Raw genomic sequence first — 14,636 nt, 5'->3', positions numbered from 1 at the left:
GGGAATAATAAGAATATTGAAATTAGGTACTTTTTTGTGGTATAGTTACTAAAAAGTAATTTAGAAGGTGATTTATGTGATAGTTAATGATTGGGAAAAGGGATGTCCATTACTATTAACTCAAAGAATAATATTAGGTAAGTGGAAACTTTCAATAATATGGTTTTTAGCTCACAATGAAGTAATGAGATTTTCAGAGTTAAAAAGAGCATTTAATGATTCTGTTCTTACTCAAAAAATGCTAACTCAGCATTTAAGAGAACTTGAAGACGATAATCTTGTATTTAGAAAATCATATAATGAAGTCCCTCCAAGAGTTGAATATAGTCTTACTGAAATGGGCAAAAAGTTTATACCTGTTATGGAAATGATGGAGGATTGGGGAAAACATTATATGAAGGGAATTAACTGGATTTAATATAAAAGATAGTATTGAGGTGTGGTTAATATACTTGGTATAGATGATGAGAGGGTAAATTATGATTATTTGTGTTAATCAGGTTAAATCAAATAGAAGTAATAAATTTGAGATAGAAGTAGATGGAAATCTAAAATATTGTGTACAAGTGCCTTGGTCTTCAGTGAGACTTGGATTTGGAATCAGAAATATAAAAAAAATTAAGGTTATTAATATGGAGGAGGAAGTAAGTTATACAGCTGATTATAATGTTGTAGAAAATGCTCCAGAATTAATGATTCTGTGTGGAGATTTATTTGATAATGAGCAAAAAGTTATGAAAATAAATATCTTAGATAAATATAGTGCAAATTGTGGATCAATATATACTAAAACTAATGGTTTCTTTGATTCTAAGATTTGTGTTACATCTAATGATGAGATGTTCTTAGGTTATGATGTATCAAAGGGGAATATTCAAACTATCTCATTTTATAAGGAAGATGTAGAAATTGCTCAAATCACTAAACCGTTAAGTGTAAGAGAGAATTTAGACTGTTATTATATTCATATTCTTGATGAATATTCTTATATAGCAGATATTCTTTCATTTTTTGTAATATATTTCGATTATGTGTATTATGGACATGTTGATGAATCAGTTGTAATGGGTAAAAGGGAAGTTTCCTTTGAATATACATTTGACAAAAGAAAGAAATTTTACAATGAATCATGGATTAGAGAAAAATTTGGAGAGGAAGAGTACAAAAGGTTTACCGATTTACTTGAATATAAATACAATGTAGTTAAAGGAGACATTAAGAATAGATTCATAATTGTACTGTTCTTATTTGGAGTTTTAGCTATTAAGTTAATTAGTGATTATTTTAGTTAAATATAGTTGCTTTGAATGGTTACATTGAATTTCCTATGTTTAATAATTCTCCTATTTGGAATATAATATTAGAATGTACAATTTTTTGCCGGATGGAGGATGAAAAATGAAAAAATTATTTATAAAGAAAATTTCTACTGTTTTTATACTTTTACTTATGTTCATAAGTTTATTTGGATGTGCGGCGACAAATGAAACTGCTGCAAATAAGCAACAGGACAACCATGTGGAGAATACAAAATCAGAAGATAAAAAGGCAGACTCTGGCCAAAATGGAGATTCAAAAGATAAAAAAATAATTAATGATTTTCAAGGTGTTGCAGATTATATACATAAAAATGGAACGTTGCCTGAAAATTTTATAACAAAAGCACAAGCGGATAAGCTTGGATGGAAGCCAGGAGATGATCTTAGCAAAGTTGCACCTGGTAAAAGTATAGGTGGAGATATTTTTAAAAATGCTGAAAAATCTCTACCAGATGCGCCTAATAGAATTTGGCATGAATGCGATATTAACTATAATGGAGGACATCGTGGAGATGATAGGATCCTTTATTCCAATGATGGATTAATTTATTCTACATCAGATCATTACAAAACATTTAAAGTATTATATAAAGGAAAATAATTTTTTATTTAAAAGGATGTGAATAGCTTGAATAAAGTAGTAATACAAGGTAGTAAGCTTTTGGATAAAAATATTTTGCACCAAATTTTAAAACAGGAATTAAAGCTTCCTAATCATTATGGTGAAAATTTAGATGCACTATGGGATTGTCTAACTACTGATATTCAATTGCCACTTACAATTGAATGGGTTGACTTTCAAAAAAGTAAAGGCCTCTTAGGTGATTATGCTGAAAATACCTTAGAAATTTTTAAAGAAGCTGAAAAATTTACTGGGGGAAGATTTAATATAATTTTTTCTTAGATAAAACAAGAGGAATAATAGAATTTGTTTTCTTTGCAAGTTTAGGAGATTTAGTTTACTTGATTAGATTTATAATAAATCTTAAAAAATAATTATAACCAATAGCATAGTAGAAAAAATAGAAATGATACTGACACTTTGTTTCACAATGAAATAACACGAATGTATAAGACCGTATTGGAAAAATCCAATACGGTTTTTGATTTATCGTGAGAGCAGACAAGAATTATCTTCCATAGTGAAACGCATAAAGATCTAAAATTAGATTTTTGCAGGTATTTTATTGTTCTAAGGAATAGTTGAAGAATATATAAAACAATTAAAAATTTCTTTTTATGCACTATTTTGTACGTTTAGAGAAAAGTATATTTATTTAATGTAAATATTATGAGAAAATGTAATTGTTTAGATGCATAATTATGCTTGATATTTACTTTTAATAATATATATACCATAATTGGATTTTATTATGCGCAGATAAATTTTATTTTTTAGTGGTATAAATTCTTAAAGACAATCTATTTGCTAAATCGTAGAAAGTCTATGATTTTTACGTTTTACAACAAATATTATTATAATATAAGGGGGAAACAAGAATGTTAAAAAACAAGTTATACAAAAAAAGAAACTACCTCAATAAGATAATTTCTATGTCTGTACTATCTTTTGTGTTACTAGCATCACCAATTCTTCCAGCCAATGCATATACTTCAGATTTAGGAAATGGAACTTATCAGAATCCTGTTATGTATGCTGATTATCCAGATAACAGCGTTATTAAAGTTGGATCAACATACTATATGGGATGCTCTAGCATTAGTTATATGCCAGGTCTTCCTATTTTAAAATCACAAGATCTTGTAAATTGGGAAATTTGTTCTTATGCATATGATCGAATTGATGTAGGAATGAATGGTATTGATAAAGCTCATGCTGATGCGTATAATTTAGTAGGTGGAAAAAACGTATACAGTAAGGGATGTTGGGCTCCAAGTTTAAAGTATAATAATGGTAAGTTTTATGCTACTTTTTCTTCTCTTGATCTAGGTAAAACTTTTGTATGTACAAGAAATGCTCCAATGGACTTTGGTGGCTGGGATTTTACAGAAATTAAAGGTATAGGATATGCACATGATGCAGATTTATTCTTTGATACTGATGGAAGAGTGTATCTTGTTAATGGAGGGTGTACTATAACAGAGTTAAATACAGATTGTAAATCTGTCAAGGCTGGAGGTATAAATAAGAAAATTTTTGATGGCGGTAGTACTCATGATGGTAATAGGATTTTTAAGAAAAATGGTTATTACTATATACTTTCAACACCTGTAAAGGATGGTGGAGGGTACCAACGTATAGAGAAAGCCTGGAGATCTAAAACTCTTACAGGTACTTATGAACAAAAGGTAATTTTAGATGATGGTGCAAATCATCAGGTTTGTGTGGTTGAAGATGGTAGTTATAATTGGGCAGCACTGTTTGAAGATAAGGGTGCAGTTGGACGAATTCCAAAGATTGCTCCTGTTACATGGATTAATGACTGGCCAATGATAGGTGTAAATGGAAGTGGTAAAGTACCAGCAACATATAACAAGCCTGCATCAGGAAATGGAATAAAATCACCTGATACAAGTGATGACTTTACAAAAGCAACAGCCATATCTTCGCAGTGGCAGTGGAATCATAATCCAGACAACTCAAAATGGAGCTTGTCTGAACATCCAGGTTGGTTAAGATTAAAAACAAGTTACGCAGCTAACATTCTTGAAGCAAGGAACACTCTAGCCCAGAGAATACAAGGGCCAAAATCTTCAGGATGGGTTAAATTAGACGCAACTAATATCAAACCTGGTCAGATTTCAGGATTATCAGCTTTCCATAGTAAATATGGCTATATAGCAGTAAGGAATGATAATGGAACTAAGAAACTAGTTCAATATAATGTAGATGGGACAGAAACTTCTATTAACCTTGATAACAACACTGTGTACTTGAAGGTTGATGCTGATTGTGATACACAAATAGCTAAATTTTATTATAGTTATGATGCTAATAGCTGGACAAAGCTTGGTAATAATTTAAAAATGGACTTTTTCTATAAATTATGGTTTATAGGATACAGGTTTGCTCTCTTTAATTATACAACTGGTTCTGATACTAGTGGATATGCTGACTTTGATTACTTTAAGTTTAGCCCTACTGCAACAGGTGTGGGCAAATAATTATTCCGTAGGAAATAGATAATAGATAAAAGTTAGAAAGCGACGCAATAAGTGTCGCTTTTTAAATAGAAAAAATATGTTATAACCTAAGTAGAGTAGTGATATTTATAGTGGAAGATTGAAATATTATTTAAGAAAATTAGGAGAGAAGAATCTTTTTAAGTATAGATTTAGGAGTTTTAGTCAACAAGTATTTACTTTCCTTGGAAATTATGCTAAGTTAAGTGGGAAAATTTTATTGCTAAAATAATACATAATATTAATAAAAAGGAGAAAAATTTATGGGAAAGTTTATTAAAAAAATTTGTTTATGTATAGGAGCAGTGGTTATAGGTTTAGCTTCAGCATTAACTATGGCAGCTACTAAAGCTTATGCAGCAGATTACTACATTTCTACAACCGGTAATGATAGTAATTCAGGAAATTTAAAAGCTCCATTTGCGAGTATAGCAAAAGCTCAAGCAGTAGCTTCTTCTGGAGATACTGTATACATTATGGGAGGAACCTATAAAAAATTTAATATAGCAAAATCAGATAATGTGTATAACTATGTAGTTGATATAACAAAGAGTGGAATTACATATGAAGCATACTCTATGAGCGATATGCCAACTTTTGATTTTTCTAACATAACTACTTCTAAGCGTGTAGCGGCTTTTAGAATAGCAAGAGGTGTTACAGACGTTACTATTACAGGAATTAATGTTACTGGAGTTCCAGTAGGAACTCAAAAACAGTCTGAATGTTTCAGAGTAGAAGGAAATGTTACATTAAATAGAGTAACTTGTCATGATAATGCAGCAAATGGATTTTATTTTGTAAATCATGGAACAGGTACATGCTATAGATGTGATTCTTATAATAATATTGGAGTAAAGGGGATATCAATGGGAAATACAGATGGTTTCGGTGCACATGGAGAAGGTGTTACTTTTAAAGAATGTCGTGCTTGGAATTGTAGTGATGATGGATATGATTGCCTTACATCTACAGGAACAAATACTTTTGATACATGCTGGGCATATAATATGAACGCTGGTGGAGATTCTAATGGGTTTAAAATAGGTGGATATGCAATGGGTACACCACCAGCTGTAGCACCTGTTCACACAGTTAAAAATTGTCTTTCTGCGAGCAATGGTGCACATGGTTTTTATGCAAATCATCAACCAGGAAAATCAGCCACTTGGACAAATAATACTGCATATAATAATAAATTTGGAAACTTTGATATGCTTGAGAGAGTAAGCACAAGTGATGCTACCGATATTCCAGGAACAAGGGAAGTTTTACATAATAATATTTCCTTTGGAGGAGTAGCTTTAAAAGATGCTAATTTACCTAATGAAAATGTAACTGATAATTCTTGGAATAAAAGCGGAGTTTCTGTAACAGCAGATGATTTCCAAAGTTTAGATGCAAGTCAAATGACAAGGCCACGTGGAAAAGATGGTGAGTTACCTGATATTACATTTATGCATCTTAATAGTAATAGTGATCTAAACGGACTAGGCTGTTTTTAGATAACTGATAACATTAAGCCTACAAAAATCTAGAATTTTGATTTTTGTAGGCTATTTGAATAAACTTCTAAAGTTAATTAAGGATATAAACAAATTAATTAGCTTGATTTAAAAATTTAATGCAAACAGGATTTGGTATATGTTCAGATATATTTAAATAAGTAAGTTCTCCAGTTAATTGATTTATAGAATATAATTCTACATTACTTGTAGTTTGATTTGCTGCAAGTAAAAATTTACCTGATGGAGATATTGAAAAATCACGTGGAGATTGTCCTTGAAGTTTTGTATTTGATACAAAAGTTAATTTACCAGAAACTGAATCCACCTTAAAAACTGTTATACTATCATGTCCACGATTGGAAGCATATAGATAATCTCCATTAGAAGATATGTGAATTGCAGCACCAGTGCTTTCTACTGAACAATCTGCTGGTAGCATAGAGATATATTCTACTTCTTCAAAAGAAGGTTTATCTTTATAGTATTTTAAAACAGTAATCTTTGAACTTAGTTCATTAAGTAAATATGAAAAGGCTCCATTAGGATGGAATTCCATATGTCTTGATCCTGAACCAGGAGTTATATTTAAATCAGCTACTTCTTTAAAATAACCATCTTTTAATTTATATAAGGATACTTTATCTAGTCCTAAATCAATAGTGTATATGTATTTATTATCAGGAGTAAGATCAGCAAAATGAATATGTGCACTATCTTGCCTAGGTTTATTTGGCCCATCTCCACTATGAATTACAGTATCAACAGCTTTTTCAATGCTACCATCAGATGCTATTTTATATGAAATAAGTTCAGCTTCATGATAATTGGAAGTAAAAAGATAGTTGTCGTTTTTATCTAGAATTATATGACAAGGAGATTTTCCTTCTTTAAAATTATGATTTAAAGCTTTTAAACTGTAATCTATTGGGTTTATTTCAAAGGCGTAAGCACCACCTTCGACTCCATTTTTTGCAACGGAGTAAAGATGAGTATTATTTTTATTAATAGTTAAATAAGTAGGATAAGCAAGTTCACTGACAGGTTCAATATTTTCAATGGTAGAGTTATTTTCATTGAGAGTTAGTTTATAAATACCTTTGCTATCACCATATGTATAGGTTCCAACATATGCGATATATTTGCCATTTTCCATAATATTTCCTCCTAAATTTAAAGTTCTGTTATATTCATAGAAATTAAATAGTTTATTAGATAATAAGTTATGATTAATAATCAATAATGATATTTTAAATTAGAGTGTATATGGGTAGTCTATTAGAAAAATAACAAAATTTCAAGAGAAATATAATTATTACTTATGAGAAGGATAGATTAAAGAAAGATAATAGCTATATTAAAAAAATATTGACAGAAAATTATTTTAATGATACAGTATACGTATACATGATGTATGGACTGTTACTGATTCGATCAGGCATGACCAATTTGTAGATAATTTAATCTATAGATTGGCTTTTTTTGTTTAATAATATAATTATTATATTAGAGTTGGAATGGTGATGATGAAAGATGAAGGTTATTAAAAAATTAAATAATAATGTGGTTTTAGCCTTAAATAAGGACAATGAAGAAATTATTGTTGTTGGCAAAGGTCTCGGATTTCAAAAGATACCATATGAAATCACAGATGAAACAGTTATAGAAAAGATATATGTTATTCCAAAGAACACAAGAGCATCAGAAATTCTAGATTCCATGCCAACAGAAATTATTGCAGTAACAGAGAAAGTAATCAGTTGTGGAATTAAAGTATTAAAGAAAGAATTAAATTCAATTATATTTCTAACCTTATGTGATCATATAAATTTTGCAATTCAAAGAAGTAAAGAGGGTATGGAAATAAAAAGTCCACTTTATTGGGAGATAAAGCATTTATATTCAAATGAATATAAGGTAGGGCTTGAAGCTGTAAATATAATTAATGATGAATTGAAAATGAAAATGAGTACAGAAGAAGCTCCATTTATAGCCTTACATTTTATAAATGCTCAAATGGATACAAAAGATATAGCAGAAACCACAAAAGTAACGTCAATTACAGGCGAGCTTTTAAATATTGTAAAATATTATTTTAAAATAGAATTTAATGAAGAATCTTTTAATTTTACAAGGTTTGTAACTCATATTAGGTACTTTATTCTAAGACAAATCAATAAAGAAAATTTAGAAGATGACAATGAATTTATGTATGAAATAATGAAGAAAAAATATAATGAAGAATATAAATGCGTCAAGAAAATTGAAGAATATTTATATAAAAATTACAATTGGTATTGTTCAGCAGATGAAAAATTATATTTGATGATGCATATTCAAAGAGTGAAATCCAGAGAAGTTAATAATAAATAAATTAATAATATGGACTGTTACTGATTAGATCAGGCATGACCAAAATATCGCTACTTATATTTAGGTACGTTTATTTTGGTCTTTTTTATTCTTTAGAAATTTATAATGCAATAAAATCTGTGGATAATATATGAAAAAGGCTATTTAACTTAGTTGTGTATAAAAAAAGAATAAAAAACAAATCATATTCGCCTGCCAGATTTTTCTCACATACGTTCGAAAAGGCAGATGCGTAAAAAAAATCTCCGGCTCCACAGTCGCCTGCGATTTTTTTATTTGTTAAATTATCAAATTTGAATACTAGTTAAAATTTGATTAATTATAACTATAGAAAAAAATATTTGTTTTTCAAAAATTATAAGTTAGGAGAGGATACTATGACAAATAAGGATATAGCATTAAAAGTCTTAGAATTTGTCGGTGGAGAAAAAAATATCTCTAATGCAACTCACTGTGCAACAAGACTAAGATTAGTATTAAAAGATGATTCAAAAGCAAATTTACAAGAAATAAGTAAAATAGAAGGTGTATTAAAGGCACAAAATAGTGGAGGACAACTTCAAGTAGTACTTGGAGGTAAGGTTGAAAAAGTTTATGATGAGTTCGTTAAGATAAGTAATATAGACACTACTGATATTTCAGATGAAAAATTTAGTGAACAAAAAAAGAATCCAATAAACAAAGCTATAGAAACCATAGCTGGAATATTTACACCGGTTTTACCAGCACTTGTTGGTTGCGGAATGATGAAATGTTTGTCTGCAATAATAACAGCAACAGGAATGATCGATAGTAAATCAGGATTTATAACTATATTTAATATGATAGCAGATGTTATTTTTTATTTTATGCCATTTTTCTTAGCAGTAAGTTCAGCTAGAAAGTTTAAAACAAATGAGTATTTAGCTGTAGCTTTAGCAGGATGTTTAATTCATCCAACTATATTGACAGCAGCATCAAATATTGTTACTACAGGTGTGAGCACAATTGATTTTATAGGAATGCCTATTTTACTTGTTAAATATACATCAACAGTTATTCCAATCATATTAACTGTATGGATAATGAGTTATGTGTATAAATTTATAAGTAAGATAATACCAGATATGTTACAAGTAATTTTAGTACCTATGTTGACATTATTAGTAATGGTACCACTTGAATTAATTGTTATAGGACCTTTTGGTTCATATGTGGGGACTTGGTTATCAAATGTTATTGCATTCTTATTTGCGACAAATGGAATTATTGCAGGATTTATTTTAGGATTCTTTAGACCAATATTGGTTATGTTTGGAATGCATTATTCAATTATGCCGATGCAAATTCAACAAGTAGCAGAACTAGGATATACTCCAATGCTTCCAAGTGCTATTGCAGCAAATATATCACAAGCAGGAGCAGTTTTTGCAGTATTTATTTTGACGAAGAATAAGACAATGAAAGCAGCAGCTGGCTCTAGTTCAATTACTGCATTATTTGGTGTAACTGAACCTGCAATATATGGAGTTAATTTAAAATATAAAAGACCATTCTTTGCCGCATGTTTATCAGGAGGAATTGTTGGTGGCTTCTTTGGAATGGTAAATGCTAGTAGTACTGCAGTAACTATACCAGGTGTATTAAGTTTAGGAACATATCAAGCTAGTAAATATATTTACATTATTATAGGAACAATTGCAGCATTTGTTTTAGCAGCAGTATTTACTTTTATTGCAGGAATAAAAGAAGAAACTATTGAAGAAAAAATGACAGATGAAAATAAATATAAGAATGATAATAAAGCTTCAGAAATTTTTATAAAAAGTCCAATAGAAGGTGAAGCGAAGGATTTAGCTGAAGTTAATGATAAGGTGTTTTCAGAAGGAATAATGGGAAAAGGTGTTGCTATTGTACCAAGTTTTGGAAAGGTTGTAGCTCCTTTTGATGGAACTGTTGAAGCATTATTTAATACTAAACATGCAATTGGATTAATATCAAATGATGGAGTGGAAGTACTTATTCATATTGGTTTAGATACAGTGAATTTAGAAGGAAAATATTTTACTGCACATATTGAAAAAGGGCAAAGGGTAAAAGCTGGAGATTTATTAGTTGAATTCGATATAGCAGGTATAAAGAGTGAAGGATATGATGTTATTACACCAGTATTAATTACTAATGTTGAGGAATACAAAGATATACTTCCCAACAAAGTTGGGTTAATAGCTATAGGAGAAGAGGCTATTAAAGTGATTAAGTAAAATAATACCAAGAGAATTCAATAGAAGATAATTCAGTCAAAACTATTATTAAAGCATAGTAAGAAGGAGAAAAGAAGCATATGAATAAAGAATTTCCAAAGGATTTCTTATGGGGAGGAGCATTGTCTGCTTGTCAAGCAGAAGGTGCTTATAATGAAGATGGAAAAACATTAACAATACCAGAAGTAATGAAATTTAATCCTAAAAATGATAGAAAAATTACAAAGCAAATCCAGATAAATATGGAGATGATAAATGAAGCAAAAAATGACAATGATATTATAAAGTATCCAAAGCGTAGAGGGATAGATTTTTATCATACATATAAGTCAGACATAGCTTTATTTGCAGAAATGGGATTTAAGGTTTTTAGATATTCTATATCTTGGGCACGTGTATTTCCAAATGGAGATGATAAAACACCAAATGAAAAAGCTTTAAAGTTTTATGATAATGTAATTGATGAATGCATTAAATATGATATGAAGCCATTAATAACAATTTCTCATTTCGATATGCCAATAGTTTTAATAGAAAAGTTTGGTGGCTGGTATAATAGAGCATTAATAGATTTATATTTACGATATTGTGAAGTTATATTTAATAGATATAAAGGAAAAGTGCAATATTGGGTTACTTTTAATGAAATAAATATGAGTGTTAAAGCTGGTGCTAAAACATTAGGGATATTGAATGAAGGACAACCTAATTATGAAGAAATGTTATTCCAAGGCTTACATCACCAATTTGTTGCAGCTTCAAAGGCAAAAAAGTTAGCCAATGAAATAGGTAGTAAAAATAAGATAGGAAGTATGGTAGCATATTTCACAACTTATCCATATACGTGTAAACCAACAGATGCACTTGCAATGCAAAGTGATGATCAAATGAAAAATTTATTTTTTTTAGATATTTTAAATAAAGGTAAATATCCATATTATTCGAAAACTTATTTTGAAAAGAACAATATTAAACTTCATATTGAAGAAGGAGATTTGGAGAGCATAAGAAATTATACAGCAGATTTTGTTGGAATGTCTTATTATAATTCAATGATTTCAAGTAATGATGGCGAACAGCTAGAACTTACAGCGGGAAATGTTCATAGTGTATTTAAAAATCCTCATTTACCAGCAAATGAATGGGGATGGCAGATTGACCCAGTTGGACTCAGATATACTTTAAACCATATTTATGACAGATATAATTTGCCAATATTTATATTAGAAAATAGTTCTGGATTTATAGACAAATTGAATGACGATTTTACTATAAATGATCCATATCGTATAGAGTTTTTAAGGAAACACATAGAGCAAATGAAACTTGCGATTGGAGATGGTGTGAAGGTTATTGGCTATACTATGTGGGGACCCATTGATATGATTTCATCAAGTACATCTGAAATGACAAAACGTTACGGCTTTATATATGTGGATCAAGATGATTATGGAAATGGAAGTATGAAACGTTATAAAAAGGATTCTTTCTATTGGTATAAAAATTTAATTAAAACAAATGGAGAAGAATTGTAAGTTTATCATGAAGTGTTAGAAAAGGCGGGAATTTTATCGTCCATAATGTATAAAAGTTTTGGGCTAAAGCATTAATTATTTAGTGTTTTAGCTCATTTTGGCGTATATTTGGATAATAATATTTTTTATCTATAAAATTATATTGAATCATACTATAATTTAATTAAGGCAGATAAATTAGAAAAATTAGTAGGAGACAAGTATAAAACTTGTCAGATGAAGTCATATTTCTAATGGATTGGAGTAAGGATATTATGTTGGAAAAAAATCAAATGAAAGATGAAAAATTAGATTATTTAATAGCTAATAAAATGGCTAATGTCGCTCAATTTATAAGTTTCGAACCAAATCTAAATTTAAAAACCAGATTCATTCATATTAATAATTTTGGTAATAATGAAGAAACTTCAACTAAAAATCTAATCGAAAAATTAATTCTTTCTGCACCATCTAAAGCTGTAAATATAAGAAGTTTTAGTGAAAAGGCTATGAAAGGAAACAAGTTAGTTTATAATAAAGGAATTAAGGATATAGAAGAAATTTTAGAGCTTATTAATGAAAACTCATTAAATAATAAATATTCAATTATTAATGAAAATATAGATATAAATGATTGTGGAGTTTCAGGAGTTGCATTAGGTGATGTAATAGAGTTTTCACCTGAAGATACACCTAAATGTGTTGAAAAGGAAGGTGTGTGTTCCTTACCAAGAGAAATAGGATTAAATTTATTAAAGAATGTATATGGTTTTTCGCCTGATATTAACTTTGATACAAATTATAGAATTGAGTTTAGCATTCATCCTAATAGACAAGGGGTTAGGAAGCAGCATACTATCATTTGGGAATATGAGTATTATGAAAAAGTAGATTATGAAAGAAAAATATCTTGGCCAAATAATTTTTCGAGATTTATTGGGGATAAAGTCTTTGGATTATTAATTGCTGATTCCTTAGGAATTATGGTTCCTAAGACTACTGTTATATCGAGAAAGATAGCACCTTTTACCTTTGGTATTGATACTGGCTTGAATGAAAAATGGATTAGAACATGTCCTATTAAAAAAGAACCAGGGAAATTTTTCACAGGAGCAAGTTGGATTGATCCATTTAAATTAATGGAGGAAGAAGAAGCCAAAGGCTCAAATGAAATAAATATTGCTTCAATTTTATCTCAAGCTGCTGTAGATGCGTTATATTCTGGAGCTTCTTTTGTTACAGAATATGAAGATGGCGATTTAATAGAAGGGGTTTATGGTAATGGAGATAAATTTATGGTTGGCGAGCAGGATAAATTAGAATTACCAGCAGAAGTTATTAAAGCAGTAAAAACATTAAATAATAAGATAAGAAGTTATCATAAAGAATTGGGTGATGTCTCTCTTGAATGGGTATATGATGGAAAGAATGTATGGCTGGTTCAATTAAATCAGTTAAAAGGTGAAAATAAATACAAAAATTCAGAGAGAAATATTATTGTCTATGGAAGTCCATCACATTATGAAAAAGTTTTTGTTAAAGATGGTTTGGACTCATTAAGAAATAAGATTAATTTAATAAAAGATAAAAATATTGGAGTAGAGTTAATTGGGAATATTGGAGTAACAAGTCATTTTGGTGATTTACTGAGATTGTCTAATATACCAGCAATACTTAAAAGTGAAGATTAATTACCTTGTGTTATTCAAATAGCCATACAGTGTCTAGGGAATGAATAGTTTAAAATTTATTGAAGAATATATAATATATGATAAAATAATATTAGGAGATGATAATAGTTTTTGAAAAAGAAATTAAATTATATAATAAAGACTATTAAGTATTAAAAAACAGGAGGATAATAAAATGAAAATAACAATGTATGGTGCAGCAATTTGCCCAAATTGCGTTGAAGCAAAAGCCATTTTAGAAGAACATAAGGATATTGAATTAAATTATAAGAATATTATCGAGAGCACTACGATGTTAAAGCAGTTTTTATCTTATCGTGATAATGATGAAATGTTTGCCAATATTATTAAAGAGGGCAAAATAGGTATTCCATTTTTTATTTTAGAAGATGGAACAAAAACTTTAGACATATTTGACTATTTGGATATAGAAAAAACTAAGAATGTAGTAAATAGCTGCTCTATTGATGGTAGTGGTAAATGTTAATATTTGTTCGTTTTATTTTTCCCAAAACTGCGGTTTTGGGAATTTTTTTTAAAGAGGTCTAAATATGCACCTTAAAAAAGAGCAGCTTTGCTGCAACAACGGAACTTATATTGGGAATTTTGGATTTGTTATTTATTATCATGTGAGTTAAAAAATATGCACCTATAAAAAGAGCAGCTATGCTGCAATTAGAATCAATTTAAAAAGAGCAGCTTTGCTGCAACATCGGAACTTATATTGTCAATTTTAGACTTGTTATTTATTATCATATGCGTTAAAAAATATGTAAAAATATAATAATAAGGAGTATAATAATTGTAATGATTTGATTAATAATGCGGTTACCGTTTAACATACCTA

General features: G+C 29.2%; 12 protein-coding genes. 11 read left to right on the top strand and 1 reads right to left on the bottom strand.

Annotated features, from left to right (window positions below; translation table 11 throughout):
- Nucleotides 1-76 precede the first annotated feature (76 nt).
- From CSPA_RS24015 to CSPA_RS23990, 6 genes are all read left to right on the top strand, one after another.
- Nucleotides 77-418: a winged helix-turn-helix transcriptional regulator gene (locus CSPA_RS24015; protein WP_015394999.1), complete on the top strand. Its 342-nt coding sequence runs from the start codon at nt 77-79 to the stop codon at nt 416-418.
- Between the two features lie 61 nt (nt 419-479).
- Entirely contained in the window at nt 480-1,292 is an 813-nt protein-coding gene (locus tag CSPA_RS24010; protein ID WP_015394998.1) for a hypothetical protein, read from the top strand.
- 106 nt (nt 1,293-1,398) lie between these two features.
- Nucleotides 1,399-1,920 carry a ribonuclease domain-containing protein gene (locus CSPA_RS24005; protein ID WP_015394997.1) on the top strand — a complete coding sequence of 174 codons (522 nt, stop codon included), beginning with the start codon at nt 1,399-1,401 and terminating at the stop codon, nt 1,918-1,920.
- Nucleotides 1,921-1,947: 27 nt separating this feature from the next.
- Complete coding sequence (locus tag CSPA_RS24000) at nt 1,948-2,223, top strand: barstar family protein (RefSeq protein ID WP_015394996.1); 276 nt, start codon at nt 1,948-1,950, stop codon at nt 2,221-2,223.
- Nucleotides 2,224-2,819: 596 nt separating this feature from the next.
- Nucleotides 2,820-4,445 (top strand): glycoside hydrolase family 43 protein, encoded by a 1,626-nt coding sequence (locus CSPA_RS23995; RefSeq protein ID WP_015394995.1) that lies wholly within the window; start codon nt 2,820-2,822, stop codon nt 4,443-4,445.
- Between the two features lie 281 nt (nt 4,446-4,726).
- The gene (locus CSPA_RS23990) at nt 4,727-5,968 is read left to right on the top strand and encodes a right-handed parallel beta-helix repeat-containing protein (protein WP_015394994.1); all 1,242 of its coding nucleotides are present in this window, start codon (nt 4,727-4,729) and stop codon (nt 5,966-5,968) included.
- Nucleotides 5,969-6,062: 94 nt separating this feature from the next.
- On the opposite strand, the gene CSPA_RS23985 is transcribed toward CSPA_RS23990, so the two are convergent.
- Nucleotides 6,063-7,124, bottom strand: a complete 1,062-nt coding sequence (locus CSPA_RS23985) for a lactonase family protein (RefSeq protein ID WP_015394993.1) — start codon at nt 7,122-7,124, stop codon at nt 6,063-6,065.
- 377 nt (nt 7,125-7,501) lie between these two features.
- Between CSPA_RS23985 and licT the strand changes: the two genes are divergently transcribed.
- From licT to CSPA_RS23960, 5 genes are all read left to right on the top strand, one after another.
- Nucleotides 7,502-8,341, top strand: a complete 840-nt coding sequence (gene licT, locus CSPA_RS23980) for a BglG family transcription antiterminator LicT (RefSeq protein WP_015394992.1) — start codon at nt 7,502-7,504, stop codon at nt 8,339-8,341.
- A gap of 377 nt (nt 8,342-8,718) precedes the next feature.
- Nucleotides 8,719-10,584 (top strand): beta-glucoside-specific PTS transporter subunit IIABC, encoded by a 1,866-nt coding sequence (locus CSPA_RS23975; RefSeq protein ID WP_015394991.1) that lies wholly within the window; start codon nt 8,719-8,721, stop codon nt 10,582-10,584.
- A gap of 80 nt (nt 10,585-10,664) precedes the next feature.
- Complete coding sequence (locus tag CSPA_RS23970) at nt 10,665-12,119, top strand: glycoside hydrolase family 1 protein (RefSeq protein ID WP_015394990.1); 1,455 nt, start codon at nt 10,665-10,667, stop codon at nt 12,117-12,119.
- 254 nt (nt 12,120-12,373) lie between these two features.
- Nucleotides 12,374-13,789, top strand: coding sequence for a hypothetical protein (locus CSPA_RS23965; protein WP_241393368.1), 1,416 nt, complete (start codon nt 12,374-12,376; stop codon nt 13,787-13,789).
- A 175-nt stretch (nt 13,790-13,964) separates the two neighbouring features.
- A complete protein-coding gene (locus CSPA_RS23960; protein WP_015394988.1) occupies nt 13,965-14,276 on the top strand; it encodes a glutaredoxin in 312 nt (103 codons plus the stop codon).
- Nucleotides 14,277-14,636: the final 360 nt, after the last annotated feature.

The organism is Clostridium saccharoperbutylacetonicum N1-4(HMT), from assembly GCF_000340885.1.
Classification (GTDB): domain Bacteria; phylum Bacillota; class Clostridia; order Clostridiales; family Clostridiaceae; genus Clostridium; species Clostridium saccharoperbutylacetonicum.
This window is presented reverse-complemented; position numbering and strand designations above follow the sequence as displayed.